Origin of the sequence: Acinetobacter sp. (genome assembly GCF_049284435.1) — a bacterium.
Classification (GTDB): domain Bacteria; phylum Pseudomonadota; class Gammaproteobacteria; order Pseudomonadales; family Moraxellaceae; genus Acinetobacter.
On the sequence record NZ_JBAPXX010000118.1, the window covers coordinates 18,856 to 36,183 of the forward strand.

At 45.7% G+C, this 17,328-nt stretch carries 15 protein-coding genes; 4 read left to right on the forward strand and 11 right to left on the reverse strand.

All coding sequences use genetic code 11. The annotated features are described in order from the left end of the window. Positions 1-84: 84 nt before the first annotated feature. On the forward strand, positions 85-891 hold the full coding sequence (locus WAK81_RS10270) for an enoyl-ACP reductase FabI (RefSeq protein ID WP_422196727.1): 807 nt from the start codon (positions 85-87) through the stop codon (positions 889-891). 237 nt (positions 892-1,128) lie between these two features. Here WAK81_RS10270 and secB read toward each other — a convergent pair whose 3' ends face one another. From secB to rsgA, 4 genes are all read right to left on the reverse strand, one after another. Further along, a complete protein-coding gene (secB, locus tag WAK81_RS10275; protein WP_004647439.1) occupies positions 1,129-1,587 on the reverse strand; it encodes a protein-export chaperone SecB in 459 nt (152 codons plus the stop codon). 38 nt (positions 1,588-1,625) lie between these two features. Further along, positions 1,626-1,880 (reverse strand): glutaredoxin 3, encoded by a 255-nt coding sequence (gene grxC, locus WAK81_RS10280; RefSeq protein WP_422196728.1) that lies wholly within the window; start codon positions 1,878-1,880, stop codon positions 1,626-1,628. A 21-nt stretch (positions 1,881-1,901) separates the two neighbouring features. Continuing rightward, positions 1,902-2,309 (reverse strand): rhodanese-like domain-containing protein, encoded by a 408-nt coding sequence (locus tag WAK81_RS10285; protein WP_004278386.1) that lies wholly within the window; start codon positions 2,307-2,309, stop codon positions 1,902-1,904. Between the two features lie 93 nt (positions 2,310-2,402). Next, positions 2,403-3,461 carry a ribosome small subunit-dependent GTPase A gene (rsgA, locus tag WAK81_RS10290; protein ID WP_422196729.1) on the reverse strand — a complete coding sequence of 353 codons (1,059 nt, stop codon included), beginning with the start codon at positions 3,459-3,461 and terminating at the stop codon, positions 2,403-2,405. 125 nt (positions 3,462-3,586) lie between these two features. Here rsgA and orn point away from each other — a divergent pair, with 125 nt between their 5' ends. From orn to WAK81_RS10305, 3 genes are all read left to right on the forward strand, one after another. Further along, positions 3,587-4,144, forward strand: a complete 558-nt coding sequence (orn, locus tag WAK81_RS10295) for an oligoribonuclease (RefSeq protein WP_004278381.1) — start codon at positions 3,587-3,589, stop codon at positions 4,142-4,144. Positions 4,145-4,605: 461 nt separating this feature from the next. Beyond that, positions 4,606-5,376 carry a tRNA threonylcarbamoyladenosine dehydratase gene (locus WAK81_RS10300; RefSeq protein WP_422196730.1) on the forward strand — a complete coding sequence of 257 codons (771 nt, stop codon included), beginning with the start codon at positions 4,606-4,608 and terminating at the stop codon, positions 5,374-5,376. Between the two features lie 97 nt (positions 5,377-5,473). Continuing rightward, positions 5,474-7,309: a tetratricopeptide repeat protein gene (locus tag WAK81_RS10305; protein ID WP_422196731.1), complete on the forward strand. Its 1,836-nt coding sequence runs from the start codon at positions 5,474-5,476 to the stop codon at positions 7,307-7,309. A 68-nt stretch (positions 7,310-7,377) separates the two neighbouring features. On the opposite strand, the gene WAK81_RS10310 is transcribed toward WAK81_RS10305, so the two are convergent. The 7 genes from WAK81_RS10310 to WAK81_RS10340 all read right to left on the reverse strand — a co-directional run bounded on the left by WAK81_RS10310 (position 7,378) and on the right by WAK81_RS10340 (position 17,079). After that, positions 7,378-8,796 carry an efflux transporter outer membrane subunit gene (locus WAK81_RS10310; RefSeq protein ID WP_422196732.1) on the reverse strand — a complete coding sequence of 473 codons (1,419 nt, stop codon included), beginning with the start codon at positions 8,794-8,796 and terminating at the stop codon, positions 7,378-7,380. A 10-nt stretch (positions 8,797-8,806) separates the two neighbouring features. Next, on the reverse strand, positions 8,807-10,783 hold the full coding sequence (locus WAK81_RS10315; protein WP_422196733.1) for a MacB family efflux pump subunit: 1,977 nt from the start codon (positions 10,781-10,783) through the stop codon (positions 8,807-8,809). 2 nt (positions 10,784-10,785) lie between these two features. Further along, the gene (locus tag WAK81_RS10320) at positions 10,786-12,120 is read right to left on the reverse strand and encodes a MacA family efflux pump subunit (RefSeq protein WP_422196734.1); all 1,335 of its coding nucleotides are present in this window, start codon (positions 12,118-12,120) and stop codon (positions 10,786-10,788) included. Between the two features lie 124 nt (positions 12,121-12,244). Then, positions 12,245-13,231, reverse strand: coding sequence for a DNA polymerase III subunit delta (gene holA, locus WAK81_RS10325; protein WP_422196735.1), 987 nt, complete (start codon positions 13,229-13,231; stop codon positions 12,245-12,247). A gap of 9 nt (positions 13,232-13,240) precedes the next feature. After that, a complete protein-coding gene (locus tag WAK81_RS10330) occupies positions 13,241-13,774 on the reverse strand; it encodes a hypothetical protein (protein ID WP_422196736.1) in 534 nt (177 codons plus the stop codon). Positions 13,775-13,980: 206 nt separating this feature from the next. Continuing rightward, the gene (gene leuS, locus WAK81_RS10335; protein ID WP_422196737.1) at positions 13,981-16,602 is read right to left on the reverse strand and encodes a leucine--tRNA ligase; all 2,622 of its coding nucleotides are present in this window, start codon (positions 16,600-16,602) and stop codon (positions 13,981-13,983) included. Positions 16,603-16,725: 123 nt separating this feature from the next. Next, positions 16,726-17,079 (reverse strand): DUF4124 domain-containing protein, encoded by a 354-nt coding sequence (locus WAK81_RS10340; protein WP_422196738.1) that lies wholly within the window; start codon positions 17,077-17,079, stop codon positions 16,726-16,728. Positions 17,080-17,328: the final 249 nt, after the last annotated feature.

Here is a 17,328-nt window from a genome sequence, read left to right on the forward strand (position 1 = left end):
ATAGAAAAAAAGGTGCATTATGCAATTTCTAAAATGCTCCAGACTTGGCATCATGCCATATACATTTTTTTAGGTGAGATTCACATGGCACAAGGACTTTTGGCGGGTAAGCGCTTCTTGATCGCGGGCATTGCGAGTAAATTATCGATTGCTTTTGGTATTGCTCAAGCATTGCATCGTGAAGGTGCTGAATTGGCTTTTACTTATCCAAATGAAAAGCTGAAAAAGCGGGTAGATGACTTTGCTGAACAGTTTGGTTCGAAACTGGTTTTTCCTTGTGATGTGGCAGTAGATGCTGAAATTGACCAGGCATTTGCTGAACTGGCTAAACACTGGGATGGTCTGGACGGCGTGGTGCATTCGATTGGTTTTGCTCCGGCACATACGCTGGATGGTGACTTTACCGAAATCACGGATCGTGAAGGCTTTAATATTGCACATGACATCAGTGCCTATAGCTTTATCGCAATGGCACGTGCGGCAAAACCTTTGCTGCAAGTCCGTCAAGGTTGTTTGCTGACGCTAACCTATCAAGGTTCTGAGCGTGTAATGCCAAACTATAACGTGATGGGTATGGCCAAAGCCTCTTTAGAAGCTGGCGTACGTTATTTGGCGTCTAGCCTGGGTCAGGAAGGTATTCGCGTGAATGCGATCTCTGCGGGTCCAATCCGTACTTTGGCAGCTTCAGGTATTAAATCATTCCGTAAAATGCTCGATCTGAATGAGAAAGTTGCTCCATTAAAACGTAATGTGACGATTGAAGATGTCGGTAATGCCGCATTATTCCTGTGCTCGTCATGGGCCAACGGGATTACCGGTGAAATCCTGTATGTTGATGCTGGCTTTAACACTGTTGGTATGAGCGCTGATTTAATGGCGGACGCGGAATAAATCCTATAAGTCCTCTCTCCCTCAGGGAGAAGGCTGGGATGAGGGAATTTCTATTTACCTCTCCCTTACTAAGCGGTGCTTCTCATCTTCTAGAAGATGAGAGAATTCCTCCCTTTTTAAAGGGAGGTTAGGAGGGATTAAGTTAAGAAATTAATCTCCCCAAACCCCTCTTTAAAAAGAGGGGCTCAAAAAGAAAGACCGCATAAGCGGTCTTTTTTTAGATTTGAAGGACAGCGATTAAGCTTGACCATCCACAGCAGCGGCTTGCGCACGTTGCATATTGGCTTCAAATTCAGCATCGAAGTTGATTGGTGTAAGTAGCAACTGTGGGAAGCTGCCTTTAGTAACCATATCATTCACTGCTTCACGTAGGAACGGGAACAGGATGTTCGGGCAGTATGCACCAAGGATGTATGGAAGACGCTCTTCTTCAACGCCATCCACCAGGAAAATACCAGCTTGAGTCACATCAACGATAAACGCGGTATCACCTTCGTTGGTCGCTTGAACCACGACTTTCAAAGCTACTTCAAAATGAGTTTCATCAATTTTTTCTGCAGAAGAAGAAAGATTGATGTTTAACTCAGGTTGCCATTGCTTGGTAAAAACTTGCGCCCCAGGAACTTCAAAAGAAATATCTTTGGTATAAATACGCTCTAATGCCAATTGTGGTTGAGCTTGTTGTTCTTCACTCATTTTTTGATCCTTAATATGAAGTGATAATTTTAGTAGGGTTAAGCCAGCAATTCATCAAGTCTGCCTTCACGCTCTAAAGCATAAAGCTGATCAAAACCACCGATGAACTGATCATTGATAAAAATTTGTGGCACGGTACGGTGATTGGTACGCTGCATCAATTCAAGACGTACTTCCGGCGCTTCTTGAGACAAGTTAATCTCTTTATATGCCACACCTTTACGTTCCAGCAGCTGTTTTGCACGCACGCAATAAGGACACACTGTCGTCGAGTAAATAGTAACTTCAGCCATGATCAATCTCCTGTTCGTGGATTATTTGCTTTTCACCAAAGGTAAACCTTGAGCTTTCCAGTTGCTGACGCCGCCATCAAGACGGTAGGCATCGGCATGACCGACCTGCTGTAACGCAGTACCAGCCACCTGTCCAAGGTTACAAATGAACACCAAAGGGCGATCAGATGCTTTCAGCTCTTCAACATGTTTTGTAATCTGGCTATATGGAATATTACGGCTGCCGCTGATATGACCTTCACGGAAATCTTTTGCATCGCGTAGATCAATCAGCATGGCATTTTTTGCTTTGACTAAAATTCCCAGCGATTGCGGAGAAATTTTGCGACCGTTACGTTGACCTTCGATAATGAAGAACAAAACCACTAATACCGCGAGTGTTCCAAATAAGAAGGGGTGATTCCCCATAAACTCGAACCAACGTTCCACAATTCACCTAATTACAATTTTAAAATTGCCAAGAGTATAGCTCATAAATATGGTGATCAAAATCACCGCTTCAAGGGCCAAGGGTTAAGAAAATTAATTTTTTTGCTGTGCTTCAGTGATTTCGTCGATTAAACGTAAATAGCTGTCCAGTCGGCGCGGTAAAATTTCACCCGCAGCCGCAGCCTGGCGTAAAGCACATTGTTTTTCATGCTTATGAGTACAGTTACGGAACTGACAATGGCCGAGCAGATTTTCAATTTCAGGAAAGCCGCTTTGTATCTTATCTAAAGTCAGATGCCACAGGCCAAATTCACGAATTCCCGGAGAGTCAATCAGGGCTGCACCTTCACCAAAACCGATCAAACGCGTTGAGGTGGTGGTGTGCTGACCGAGTGCCGAGTTTTCCGAAATAATATTGGTTTTCTGTGCGGCATCCGGCACGATCGCATTAATCAGTGTGCTTTTACCCACACCAGATTGACCGACAAAAGCCACCGTTTCATTTTCTAGACGGTTAGACAATGCCGTGAGATCACCATCGGATTGGGTCTGCATCACTTCGTAACCCAGGTCCTGATATTCTTGTAGCAGATTCAGAATCGGATCGTTTTCTTTTAATAAATCTGCTTTATTCATCACCAGCAATGCAGGAATGTCGGCATCGGCACAGGCCACCAGATAACGGTCGATCAGACCTGGCGCTGGCTCAGGCAATGGTGCAAATACAATCACAATCAGTGAAATATTGGCCGCTACGGGTTTAACCTTGTGATAGCGGTCAGGACGGGTCAATAAGGATTTGCGAGGATGAATCGCCGTAATAATTCCCAGTCCGGTATTTGGATCGGCTTGCCATTTGACCCGGTCACCCGTCACCAATAAATCCAGATTGGTTCGGGTATGACAGCGCCAGACGCTGTCCAGTTCAATCTCTTTCCAAAAAGGTTCAGGCTCACCATCGGCGACCACAGGTTTTTCAGGGTGAATGTCAGGGCAAGACAAAGCTTGCACTTCAAGTTGGCGGCCATAATGTTGCACCACTAAACCTTCGAGATCACTGGAGGTGTCGAGATCTTCTTGACGTGTTTTTTGTTGTTTCTGAATGCGGCGCTGTTGTTGCTCTGTCAGACGACGCTTACGTATTAAGGCCATTCATATCCTAAAAAAACCGGGTAAATCAGATGGCAAAAATAGCATGAAGCAGCCCCCGAATGACACCCAAGATGTAATTAATTTGCTACTATAGTTATTTTTAAACCCAATAAGATTGCACATTTATGAGCAGCACCGCTGATACCCGCCTGATTTGGATTGACCTTGAAATGACAGGTCTAGACACAGACAACGACCAAATTATTGAAATTGCAACAATTGTAACCGATGACAATTTGAATATTTTGGCAGAAGGTCCTGTGCTTGCGGTACATCAGCCTGCACGTCTGTTAAATGCCATGGATGAGTGGAACACTCGCCAGCATGGCCAGTCCGGTCTGATTGAACGTGTACGTCGCAGTAAACTGACCGCTCAGGATGCCGAGCAGCAAACTATTGAATTCCTGAAAAAATGGGTCAATCCAAAATCTTCACCGATGTGTGGTAACTCGATCTGTCAGGATCGTCGCTTCCTGCACCGCCTGATGCCTGAGCTTGAGCAGTATTTCCATTACCGTAATCTGGATGTATCTTCAGTGAAAGAACTGGCCAAACGCTGGCGCCCGGAAATCATGAGCGGTCTCAAGAAAAATGCCTCGCATCTGGCGATGGATGATATTCGTGATTCGATTGCGGAACTGAAATATTATCGTCAATATTTCTTTATCATGAATAAAGACTAAATTTCGATGAATTGAAAAGAGGCGCAAGCCTCTTTTTTTATGGTGCTGATGTTTTTTTCTTTTTAAAAAGACCCTCTATGATTTCAAATATAGCCCACGATACAAGTACCAAAATCAAATGGGTCTGGGTTTCATAACGATCCAAGATCACAAAGCCAAACAAGCCTAAAGTCAGTAAACGAATAAAAATACTCAGTTCATAGTTTTTCTGTTTTTGGCTACTGTAGAAATATAAATGTAACGCGATCAGTATAAAGTTGAGAGTCAAAAGAGCATTGATGAGCACAGGGTTTGACTCCTATTATATTTAAAATTATATGTATAAATTTTATTCAATTATAAAGTGTTCCTGAATTTATCTTTCTGATTTTCATGATGGATTTTGTATCGAAATTTTAGAAGCAGTAAAACAATGCCGACTTTGCTAAAATAAACTGTGATTTAACTGCTATTGATGACTTATGACTGATCTGCTTCAAGACGATGAATATGAGCGCCGCTTTGCCGGTGTCGCCAAAATTTATGGAGAAGGCAGCTTTAGCCATTATGAAAAAAGTCATGTGATGGTGATTGGTATCGGTGGCGTAGGTTCATGGGCGGTAGAAGCACTGGCACGTAGCGGTGTGGGCGAGCTGACCTTGGTCGATATGGATGTGGTGGCCGCGTCTAATATTAACCGTCAGTTACCTGCAATGAGTACCACCTTGGGTCATGAAAAAATTGAAGTCATGGCCGAGCGTTGCCGTGCAATTAATCCACGGATTAAAATTAATCTGATTGATGATTACCTGACGCCTGAAAATATCAAAGAAATTTTAGCAGGTGATCCAGATTTAATTCTCGACTGTATTGACGATGTCAAAGCCAAATTTGCCCTGATGCTGCATTGCCGCTTTAACAAGATTCCTTTAATTGTGTCTGGCGGGGCAGGCGGTAAGCTGGATCCACTGAAAATTCGGGTTGCCGATTTATCTAAAACTGAACAGGACCCGATGTTGGCCAAATTGCGTGCCCAATTACGCGGCAAAGGCATCTGCAAAAAGCCTAAAGAAAAGTTTGGTATTACTTGTGTCTATTCCATCGATAATCCATTCTCCAGTGCCGATGTTTGCGCCAGTGCCGGCTTGCGCTGTGGTGGTTATGGCTCTGCCGTGGTGGTGACTTCAAGCTTCGCTATGGTTGCTGTAGCAGAAGGTTTGAAAAAGCTCGATAGTAAAAGAGCAAAAGCCTGATTTAAAAATAAAAAGCACAATCTATGTGCTTTTTTTAAACTGACGTTTAGAATGAAAGGATTCATTCGCAGAACAAAAATAATGTTGTGGAGCAGCTATGTGGTTCTTGCTGGTACTGATTTTGGGGATAGGGGCGTTGGCGATCTGGATGTGGAAACGTCCGGATCCGGTGAAACGTGATCAGGCGAAGGCTGTACAACATGATTTATGGATTGAGCAGATTGATGCTCAACTGAAACATGCAGCACGTTTCAGTTCAGATCTGGAACATCCGAATTATGAACGTGCCTATCAGATTTATCAGGGGCTGGCTCAGCAACAGGAAATTCCACAAGCTTATGTAGGTATGGGGCTAATGCATCTGCAAGGTCTGGGACATGAGCAAAATACTGAAAAAGCCATTAGCTATCTAGACAAGGCTTTTCGCTTGGGTAGTGATGAAGCTGCTTATCATCTGGGCCAGATTCATGAGGAGCAGCACTATCAAATGGCTGACCCGGAAAAAGCCCTGTACTGGTACCGACATGCGGTGGCGCGTGGCAATCTGGATGCCCAGTACCGCATCCCTGAACTTTCTTCTATCGAAGGCCAGCCTCAAAACGAGATGACTGCAGAAAAACAGCGTCTGGCATTATTAATTCAAAATGCCGGGCAAGGCCATGCCAATTCGCAGTATCAGTTGGCTCAGTATTATTTGGCAGATTCAACGACCCAAGATTTAGTGCAAGGAATTCATTATCTGTTTCTGGCGGCACAACAAGATCATTTGGCCGCCAATCAGCAGATCGCCGATGATTATGCGCATGGACAGATTCTGCCCCAAGACCTGACGCAATCGCTGCAATTTATTAAACGCTGTATCAGTCTCGGTGACCAGAAAGGTCTCTATGATTATTATGCCGGTGTGTTACAAGGCCGTATCGATACCGACCAGCGTCAGCGCGTATTCCAGCATTTATTGCAGCAGTCCAAAGAACACGCCGATGCACAAGCCAAGACCTTAATCGGGCTGGCTTATTTTCATGGCTGGTATGTCGATAAAAATGAAACCATGGCATTTCGTTACTGGTCAGAAGCTGCCAACAGCCAACATGTGCCTGCCTTATGCATAATTGCCGCACTGTATTTTGAGCAGCACCTGGTGGCCAACGAACCGCAAAAAGCATTTGAATTATATCAGGCTGCGCATCAGCTAGATGCTGACTATGTGTATGCCCAGATAGGTCTGGCACTGTGTTATTTAAATGGTGTCGGTATAGTAAAAGACACTGCCAAAGCTACACAAATGATTCAGAATGCTGCACAAGATTATTGGCAGATTGAAGCTCGGTCTGAGGCCGATCTGATTTATATCGTCGGCCGGTTTTATAGTCTGGCTGAATATCCATTGCCGACCCGTGATAAAGCCATCCAGTATCTGAATCAGGCCGTTACCAAAGATTCGAAAGAAGCAGCCTGGTTCCTGTATCAAGCCCTATCAGGTATTTATCCTGTCTTTGTGAACAATTTAGAGCTGGCAAATCGCTATCTGCATCAGGCTGCGCAATTGGGTCATGCCCAGGCACAAGCGGAATTGGGCTTGAAGTATCTGAAAGGTCAACAGATTACGCAGGATATTGCCTTAGGCTTGAGCTATCTGCAAAAAGCAGTCGCTCAGAAGAATGGCTTGGCGCTAAATGCTCTGGGTGAAGCATATGAACAGGGTCAAGGTGTTGAGAGCAATATTGAGCAAGCCGTGCAGTATTATCAGCAGGCGGCAGCGCAGGTGAATGCAGATGCCTATAGTCATCTTGGGCGTTTATATACCAAGGGCATTGGCGTGGAGCGTGATATCGGGATCGCACGGGACTGGCTGGAAAAAGGCAGTTTACTCGGACATGAGCGATCAATTGAATTATTGAAAAATGTGAATGCTTATTTGCAAATGCAATAATTTTCCTCGAATCACACACACTAAAAAACCGCTGTTGAACAGCGGTTTTTTTATGGATCAAGCTTCGTTTAAGGCAATTGTTTAATCGGGCTACCACCCAATGCCTGCATCAAGGTGACATAGGCATTGTACTGGTTCTGTCGGGTTTGCACCAAAGACAGCCGTGCATTGCGCGTAGTTTCCTGTGCATCCAGCAAATTCTTTAAAGCTACTGCACCATTACGATAACGCACTTCAGTCAAGCGTTCAGTTCTTTCAGCCAGTTCGACATTACGTTGCTGTAATGTAACCTGCTTAGTAAGCTCAGTACGATTCGACAAGGCATTTTCCACATCGGCAAAGGCTTCATACATGGTCTGGCGATATTGTATAATCGCTTTTTCATATTCCAGCTCATTCACCTGAAGATCACGTTTCATGTCATTCCATTGCAGGAAAGGCAAGGTCAGACCGGCACCTAAAGTTGCAACCGGATTTTTCAGGGCATTGGAGAGGGAAGTACTGCTGCCAATACCGGTGGTCAGATTACCGGTCAAACTAATTGATGGATAGTAGCTGGCTTTGTTGGCATCTTTATTGGCTAGTGCCTTACGCAAGCGCAGTTCAGTCGCTCGAAGGTCAGGACGGCGTGATAATAAACTCGCCGGTAAGTCGGCCTGAATGCTCGGCAATTGAATATTCGGTAAACGGCTTGGCTCTTGAATCGCAAGCTGTTGTACCGGCATATGCAGCAATACTGCCAAGCCAGTACGCGTTTCCACACGTTGCTGTTCAATCTGGCTTAAGGTTGTCTGCTGGCTTTGAATGGCCTGTTCCGTCTGGGTTAAATCCAGACCGGGTACTGCGCCGGCACGATATTGTACCCGCACCAGATCATAGGTTTTTTGCGCCGTCGCCAGATTTTGCTGTACCACGCTATAACGTTCATTCAGATAGGCCAGTTGCCAATAGAGCTGCGCCGTGGTGCCAATCAGGCTTTGTGCAGTTGCCTGTAAGTCTTCTTCAGAAGCTAAGGCCTCCCAGCGAGCGGCTTCGGTCTGATTGGCCAGTTTGCCAAACAGATCCAGTTCATAGCTTAAGCCTGGATAACCAAGTGAAAGGCCAGTCGAAGAATCGCCACCACCATCCAAGCTAAAACGATGACCCGTCGAAATTCGAGCATCACCGACACGAACGCCTTGCTGACTTTGAGCCTGTCTGGCTTGAATGCGGGCCTGTTGTAAACTGATGCCAGCCACTGCCAGATCGGTATTCTGCGCCAATACTTCATTTACCAAATTATTTAATTGTGGATCTTTAAACAAAGTCCACCATTGATCTGCCAAAATATCGGCATGAATTTGCTGACTTAAAACCTTATTGTTTTGAAAGCTGCCCGGCATATTGATTGCAGGCTGCTCATACGGTGTTTTTACCACTGCGGCACAACCGACCAGCGAGCTTCCCAGTAACAGGGCACTGGCAAGCTTGGTTAAATTCATTTGCATATCAGGTTCCTTATTCGCGAGAAAGCGCGTCGACTGGATTCAGACGAGCGGCATTACGTGCCGGGATAAAGCCAAACACAATCCCTATCAGGCTTGAGCAGACAAAGGCAGCCACAATTGAAGTGGTTGAATATGCCATCTGGAAAGTGCCACCAGCAAAATGGGTAATCAGCTGGCCAATCCCGAGGGAAAGCAGTACACCCAAAATACCACCCAAGATACAGACCAGAACGGCTTCAATCAGGAATTGCTGCAAAATATCACTTTGACGTGCACCCACCGCCATACGCACCCCAATTTCCTGAGTACGTTCAGTCACTGATACCAGCATGATATTCATCACCCCAATCCCGCCGACCACTAGTGAAATTACCGCAATCGCTGAAATCAAAAGGGTCATGGTCGCCGTGGTTTGCTGAATGGTTTCACGGATACTATCGGCATTCTGGGTAAATACATCCTGCGCGCCATGCCGTTGTACCAGCAGATTCAGAATCGCATTTTCAGCCGCCGCACTTGGGTATTCATCTTTAATCCGCACAATGATGCTACGCACATTGGATTGCCCCAGCATACGGCTCATCACGGTAGAATAAGGCAGATAGACATTCAGGCTGTCATTATTGCCCATCATGCCTTTTTGCGCGTCGATCACCCCGATAATCCGGCTCGGTACACTACCGAGTAAAATCACCTGACCCACCGGATTGGTACCATCCTTAAAGAAGGTGTTTTTGGTATTGGTGTCAATGACGACATCTTGCGCCTGTTGCATGACACTACTGCGGTCAAAAGGCTGACCGGACTGGAAAGTCATGCCACGCACATAGAAGAAATCTTCACTGACGCCGTTGACCGTGGTCGAGGCTTCAATTTCTTTATAACGGCCGGTGACACTGCTATTCACCGACGGACTGACGCCATCGACATAAGGCTGTTCGGCCAGTGCATCGGCATCGGCTGGAATCAGGGTTTTGGACTGTGAAGATCTGGAATTGTCCCCGAATCCTCGGCCCTGAAATACGGTAATGGTATTGGTGCCCAGACTGCTGATATTTTCCAGAATCTGTTTTTGTGAGCCATTGCCCAGTGCGACCACCGAGACCACCGAAGCAATACCGATAATGATTCCGAGCATGGTCAGGAAAGTCCGCATGCGATGCGCATTCATGGCCAGCAATGCCATCCGGAAGGCTTCACCGAGACGGTCAACTGCAGAACGCCATGAAGAAATCTTCTTTTGTTCACTGCGGATTAGCGGCTGTTTTTCCAGATGCTCTTCGACTTCAGGAACATTGGGTTGGTCGGAAATGATATTACCGTCTGAAATCTCGATAATCCGGGTCGCATTTTTCGCTACATTATGATCATGCGTGACCAGAATGATGGTATGACCTTTGGCATTCAGTTCACGCAAAATGCGCATCACTTCAATACCGCTGTTCTTGTCCAATGCACCTGTCGGTTCATCCGCCAAAATCACATCACCGCCATTCATTAGCGCACGGGCAATCGAGACACGTTGCTGCTGACCACCAGAGAGCTGACTTGGACGGTTCTGGGTTTTTTCACCCAGACCCAGATCAGTCAGAATCTTGACTGCTCGTTCATGCCGTTCAGATGAATCTGCACCGGCATAAATTGCAGGAACTTCGACATTACCTGCGGCATTTAAATCACCCAGCAGATGATAACGCTGGAAAATAAAGCCGAAATATTCACGGCGTAATTGCGCCAGTTCATCCGCTTCCAGTTCTCGGGTTTCACTGCCTTTGACCTTGTAGCTACCCGTGGTCGGTTTGTCCAGACAACCCAGAATGTTCATCAGGGTTGATTTACCCGAACCGGACTGGCCGACAATCGCCACCAGTTCACCCGGATAAATCTCCAGATTCACCCCTTTTAAAATCTGGACCGTGCTTTCACCCGCAGGGAATTCACGAACCAGATTTTTCACCTCGAGGAGAGGCTGTTGTTGTGAATTCATGCTTACATTCTCATTGGGCCACGGCTATTGCCACCGCGTTTTGCTGCATCATTGGACGTATCAGAACCATCGGCAATCACCACCTGATCACCACGTTTTAAACCTTTCAGCACTTGCGCAGTAGCACGGTTATTCAAACCGATCAATACAGGGGTTGGTTTTGCAGTGCCATCGGCTTGCAAGACACGAACCATGCCACGCTGTGCTTTACCTTGCTCAATCAGCGCAAGTTCTGCGTCAGACAGGTTTAGACGCGCTGGACGTTCACCGGCAGGGCGGTTGCCTTGAGCCGATTCAGCTTCAGGACGTGATGCCGGGCCGCCTTCACCACGATTGGCACGTGACGGACGGTTTGAACCTTGAATGGCCGCAGCAGGAATGGTCAGCACATTTTTGGCTTCATCCAGTACGATATAAACTTGTGCAGTCATATCAATACGCAATTTGCCATCTTCATTCGGTACATCGAACAATGCGTTGTAATACACCGCAGAACTTGACGATGAGCTTGATGTATTGCTATCAGTATTAATTGAATTGGGTGCAGGCTCAACCTGACGCAGTTTGGCGTAAATCTTTTTCTCGTTATTGCCTAACGTGGTGAAATAAACCGTCTGACCTTCTTCTACTTTCATGACATCTGCTTCAGAAATTTCAGCTTTAATGGTCATGGTGTCAAGTTTGGCCAGTTTGACAATGGTCGGCGCACTCTGGTTGGCGTTTACAGTCTGACCTTCTTCGGTCACAATCGCCACAATCGTGCCATCCATCGGTGCCACAATCTGGGTATAGCCGAGGTCTTCTTTAGCTGTCGCCAGTGTCAAACGCGACTGTTCAATCTGTGCATTGATGGCGGTGATATCCGCTTGTGCTGTTTTATAGTTCGCAAATGCAGATTCCAGCTCCGAGCGAGAAGTGGCATCCTGTGCATACATGGCTTTCTGACGGTTGTATTCAGCTTCAACTTTGGCCAGATTTGCCTGTCTTACTGCAAGTTGTGCCATCTGATTTTTAATGCTGGCTTCAGCGGTTTTTAAATCATTTTCCTGACGAACGGAGTCAATCCGCGCAATCAGCTGGCCCTGCTTGACCTGATCCCCCAGTTCTACATACATTTTTCTGACCTGACCCGAAACCTGCGCCCCCACGCTGACCATTTTGGTCGCTTCCAGAATACCAGTCGCCAGTACAGAGCTTTCGATATCGCCTTGGGTGACTTCAGCCGTAATATATTGCAGAGGCTGTTCTTTGGGTTTGAGGAAGTACCACCCCGCAGCGATGAGCCCAATGGCAATCACGACGGCCATAATCAGTTTCGTCGGTTTTATTTTTGGCATGATCAATATCGGTTCAAAATCAGAGAATTGTGAACGATTATAAAAGCGAAATTAGGATAAATCGTGTATTTTTTTAAACTAATAGGAATGATTATTATTTTATTTTTCGAATTTTGACAAAGACTTAGTGAAATAGGGGCTTACCACAGATACTGGAAATCGCCTGTAGTACCAGATGCTCCGGATTCTCATGTCCAAGTCCTTTAATTGAGGCATCAATTCTTAATAATAACCTTGGCCAAGCCAGAAAAGTTTGTGGACTGAGACGGCGCAAGGCCTGTTGATATAACCCGACTTTGGTTTTCCAGATCCCGATTTGCAAGGCATTTTGCGGTTGTTCAAACAGCTGCATCAACAGACGCATTTCCTTGCCGAGACTCCATAAAATCAGGCTCATCGGTTCACCTGAAGCGACCAGATACTGAAAAATCTTGATCGACTGGGAAAGATTGCCTTGTAGAAGAGCATCACTCAAATCATAGGTGCTATAACGTGACTGATCTTGTAAACAGGCATATAAATGATCAACCTGAATGACATCGACTTCAGCAAAAGTATCGCTGACCCGCATCAGACTATTCTTTGCCGCAAGCAGGTTGTGTTCATGATGTTGTTCCAGCCATTGCCAGGCATCATTGGCTAAACGGATGCCGAGTTTTTCAGCTTCAATGCCCAGAATCTGCTGCCGGTCTTTCGGATAATTGGCCACCAGCGAAACATTCACACCATTGGCATCAATCAGCTGAAAGAAACTGGATTTCAGGCTATTACTGTCCTGTTTGGGCATCACCACCAACAGCAGGTTTTGTTCATTATGCTGCAAATAGCTTTTCAGTAACTTGATCGCGCTGGCATCCGGTTTGATATTGCCGTGTACTTCAATCGCCAATTGCGTTGAAAACAGCGACAAACTGTTCAAGGCATTAAAGACGGTTTTCCAGTCGGCGACCGAACTAATGTCATAGCGTTGACGCTCGATGTCCTGCTTTTGCCAGCTGGCACGAAAGGCATCAATTAAATTCTGTTCCAGCAAAGGCTCTTGACCATGCAAGACCCAGGCCCCGCGAGCTTCATCGACACGTTTCAGGGCTTGCAGATAATCAAGTTTCATAAGGCGGTCTTATTGAGCAGGTTGCGCTGGGGTATTTTGTTTGGCTAAGGGTAAGCGGTTCGATGAAATCTGACGCGCGATCTGTTGTGCCACATCGTCAATAATGACCTGATTCAGATATTTTTGTTCCTGGTCATCGGTGTTGACGGTTTCAATATCATATTGATACGTACGCGTTGCCACGACAGTCCGTGGTTCAGTGATCGGATTGCCTTGTGCATCTTCAATCCGGAAAGTCACGTTTAAACGTAGTAAGGTTTCAACCAGTTTACCGTTCAGTTCCAGACGGCGAGGGGTGTAATCCAGGACACGTAACACATAAGCATTGGGTGCATTACTCAGTTGTACGCCTGCAGCACCGAGGTAAACCGCCAGTTTTTCTTGCAGTTCTTCAGTGTTGGGCGGTAAAGACAGGCTCATGACAGAGTAAGCAACAGGTGCGGAGCTCGGATTGGTTCCTTTCAGATGAAAGCCACAGCCGACTAAGCCTGCACTCAGACCACAAGTTAAAACAATTGCTGCTAAACGTTTGCCCAAATGCATGTGTTGCCCTCTATGCTTCCCGAAAGGGAATATTTGAAATCCTGAACTGGATTGTAAAGTCAAAGCCCGTTGGCTGGCAACGGGCTTTGTTTGGGAATTGTTTTTAATCCCCCCTAAATCCCCCTTTTTCAAAGGGGGACTTTCCTAACCATCTTATAAAAATGGATTCTCCTCCCTTTTTTAAAGGGAGGTCGGGAGGGATTAAATTAAACCACCAAATTTACTAATTTATTCGGTACCACAATTTCTTTCTTGGTTGGACCCGTCAAGAATTGCTGAACTTCAGGCAATGCTTTGGCTTGAGCCAAAATATCATCTTTAGAGGCATCTACAGATACTTCTAACTTGCCACGGAGTTTACCGTTGACTTGAACCACGATGGTTTGCGTATTACGTGTCAGCGCAGACTCATCTACTGCAGGGAATAAAGTTGAATTCAATTCAATCCCAAATTCAGCCAATAAAGTCTGGCTTAAATGCGGTGCAAATGGTGCAAGTAAAGTTAACAGCGTGGTAATTGATTCACGTGCAACAGCAACGTCATTGTCATCTTGGGCTTCAAACTTGTTGTTCGCGTTTAGAAGTTCCATCAATGCAGCAATGGCTGTGTTAAATGCATGACGACGTTCAATATCATCACCGACTTTTTGGATGGTTTCATGCGTTTTACGACGCAAATCTTGTGCAGCCGTAGACAGTGCCACTTTGTCGATGCTGGCAGCAGTATTCGCTTTTTCAAGGAAACCTGTTGCTAAACGCCATACACGTTTCAGGAAGCGGTTTGCACCTTCAACCCCGGCATCAGACCATTCCAGTGATTGATCAGGTGGAGCCGCGAACATCATGAACACACGCGCTGTATCTGCGCCGTATTGGTCAATAATCGATTGCGGGTCGATACCATTATTTTTCGATTTCGACATTTTTTCCTGACCGCCAACCACAACTTCTTGGCCATCTTCTTTATATTTGGCAGAAAGCACACGGCCTTTTTCGTCTTTTTCAAGTTCGATATCTGCCGGGTTAAACCAGGTTTTCTTGCCAGATTCAGCTTCACGATAGAAGGTATCTGCTAGCACCATACCTTGCGTTAACAAGTTAGTGAATGGTTCATTGCCTTGTACCACACCTTCATCACGCATTAATTTGTGGAAGAAGCGTGCATATAACAAGTGCAGAATCGCGTGTTCAACACCACCGATGTATTGGTTCACAGGCAACCAGGTTTGACCGGCTTCAGGTTTCACCATGCCACCAGTAAAGTCTGGCGATGCATAACGTGCATAATACCAAGACGATTCCACAAAAGTATCCAGCGTATCTGTTTCACGACGTGCGTCGCCACCACAGCATGGACAAGTCGTTTCATAGAACTCAGGCATTTTGTTCAGTGGGTTGCCTGAACCATCTGGAACCACATCCGTTGGAAGAACAACAGGAAGTTGATCTTCAGGCACTGGTACCTGACCACAGGTATTACAGTTGATCATTGGAATTGGACAACCCCAATAACGCTGACGGGAAACACCCCAGTCACGTAAACGGAATTGAACTTTAGAACTTGCCAGGCCTGTTGGTTCTAATTTGGTAAGGAATGCATCGTATGCACCCTGGAAATCTAGACCGTCAAATTCGTCTGAATTGACCAGTTTACCTTCTTTCGAGCCATACCATTCTTGCCATTGAGTCGCATCAAAGTCAGCATCATCTGCGCCTTTGGCATCAATCACTTGCTTGATGGTCAAGCCGTATTTGTTGGCAAATTCGAAGTCACGTTCATCGTGTGATGGAACCGCCATCACCGCACCTGAACCATAAGACATCAATACATAGTTGGCGATCCAAACCGGAACTTCTTCGCCAGTCACAGGATGCTTAACAGATAGCCCGGTTGCCATGCCTTTTTTCTCGGCAGTCGCAAGATCTGCTTCTGCCACAGAACCCATACGGCATTCTTCAATGAATGCAGCCAATTCTGGGTTTGTTTCAGCCGCTTTCAGCGCCATCGGGTGTTCTGCTGCAACTGCAACATAAGTCACGCCCATCAAAGTATCGGCACGGGTAGTGAATACTGTTAAACCGTCTGCATAGATTTCTGGATTTGCTGAAGGGAAGGTAATGTCCATCCCTTGTGAGCGGCCAATCCAGTTACGCTGCATGGTTAGAACTTGTTGTGGCCAGCCATCTTTAAGCGTGTCCAGGTCGTCAAGCAACTCTTGCGCATAATCAGTAATGCGGAAGTAGTACATTGGGATATCACGTTTTTCCACCAATGCACCTGAACGCCAGCCGCGACCATTTTCAACCTGTTCGTTGGCAAGAACAGTCTGATCGACTGGATCCCAGTTCACGGTTGAAAGCTTACGGTAGATCAAGCCTTTTTTATAAAGCTGAACAAATAACCATTGTTCCCAACGGTAATATTCTGGTGTGCAGGTCGCAAATTCGCGATCCCAATCTACTGCAAGACCGAGTTTTTTTAACTGGTCGCGCATATAGGCGATATTCTCAAAAGTCCATTTTGCTGGCGCAACCTGGTGTGCAATCGCTGCGTTTTCAGCAGGCAGACCGAAAGCATCCCAACCCATCGGTTGCAGGACCGTTTCACCCTTTAAGCGATGGAAACGGCTGATCACGTCACCAATCGTATAGTTACGCACATGACCCATATGCAGCTTGCCACTTGGGTAAGGGAACATCGAGAGAATATAACGACGTGGACCTTCTACTTTGTCGGCAACTTTAAAGGCTTTGCGAGATTCCCAATCCTGTTGGACTTGAGGCTCAATCGCACTGGCTTGATATTCGGAATCAATGTGAGTAGTCATAAACGTATCAGTGAATTACGGTGAAAAAAGTCTGTTGCACAGCATAGCGCAAAATGCACCTAAAAGTGAATTTTGCGCCGGCATTTCCCGAAGAAAAAACACGCTGTTCTATATGAAAGCGCCTTATAAAGCGACTGCACGATTTTTAGATTGCTGCAAGGCTTCGTTCGCTTCACGTTGTTGCTGGTCCTGATTCACAGGAACTTGAGGGGCTTGTTGCTGTGGTTCTTGAGATGTGTTCTCAGTTTGCACTTCAGTTTCAGCCGTTCTTGGAGATGCCGGTGCTGAATTTTTCCAGCCATAAGTATCCACTGTGGTGGCTTTTTTCGCAGATTTCGGCGGTGGCGTCTTGGTATAATGCGTGACGCCTTTCGCATCGACCCATTTATGGTACTGGATCGCGGAAGCGCTGGTGCTACAGATGCTCAAAACAACTGTGCAACTCAAACTGAAGACGGTTAAAAAAGATATTTTCATTGTTCTTGGGCCTCGGCTTGCTAGGCATGCAATACTGCAATTATTGTAGTGATATTTTCAGTAAAAATGATGGATTTTTATCTGCTTTATTCAAAGCTAACTGCTTAAATAAGCTCAATCTAGAGTATAAAAAATCAGAGGAAAATCTTCGTATACAAAATTTATTGATAAACAACTTCACTTCATTTAATAAAAAATCATTCATTTTTTTTATATAAGACATACTAAAAATTTATAAAATTAAATATA

Bases quoted from the DNA above. Each gene is read 5' to 3' on its own strand.
- WAK81_RS10270 (WP_422196727.1), top strand. From the start codon at position 85: ATGGCACAAGGACTTTTGGCGGGTAAGCGCTTCTTGATCGCGGGCATT.
- secB (WP_004647439.1), bottom strand. From the start codon at position 1,587: ATGAGTGAAGAACAACAAGCTCAACCACAATTGGCATTAGAGCGTATT.
- grxC (WP_422196728.1), bottom strand. From the start codon at position 1,880: ATGGCTGAAGTTACTATTTACTCGACGACAGTGTGTCCTTATTGCGTG.
- rsgA (WP_422196729.1), bottom strand. From the start codon at position 3,461: ATGGCCTTAATACGTAAGCGTCGTCTGACAGAGCAACAACAGCGCCGC.
- orn (WP_004278381.1), top strand. From the start codon at position 3,587: ATGAGCAGCACCGCTGATACCCGCCTGATTTGGATTGACCTTGAAATG.
- WAK81_RS10300 (WP_422196730.1), top strand. From the start codon at position 4,606: ATGACTGATCTGCTTCAAGACGATGAATATGAGCGCCGCTTTGCCGGT.
- WAK81_RS10305 (WP_422196731.1), top strand. From the start codon at position 5,474: ATGTGGTTCTTGCTGGTACTGATTTTGGGGATAGGGGCGTTGGCGATC.
- WAK81_RS10310 (WP_422196732.1), bottom strand. From the start codon at position 8,796: ATGCAAATGAATTTAACCAAGCTTGCCAGTGCCCTGTTACTGGGAAGC.
- WAK81_RS10315 (WP_422196733.1), bottom strand. From the start codon at position 10,783: ATGAATTCACAACAACAGCCTCTCCTCGAGGTGAAAAATCTGGTTCGT.
- WAK81_RS10320 (WP_422196734.1), bottom strand. From the start codon at position 12,120: ATGCCAAAAATAAAACCGACGAAACTGATTATGGCCGTCGTGATTGCC.
- holA (WP_422196735.1), bottom strand. From the start codon at position 13,231: ATGAAACTTGATTATCTGCAAGCCCTGAAACGTGTCGATGAAGCTCGC.
- WAK81_RS10330 (WP_422196736.1), bottom strand. From the start codon at position 13,774: ATGCATTTGGGCAAACGTTTAGCAGCAATTGTTTTAACTTGTGGTCTG.
- leuS (WP_422196737.1), bottom strand. From the start codon at position 16,602: ATGACTACTCACATTGATTCCGAATATCAAGCCAGTGCGATTGAGCCT.
- WAK81_RS10340 (WP_422196738.1), bottom strand. From the start codon at position 17,079: ATGAAAATATCTTTTTTAACCGTCTTCAGTTTGAGTTGCACAGTTGTT.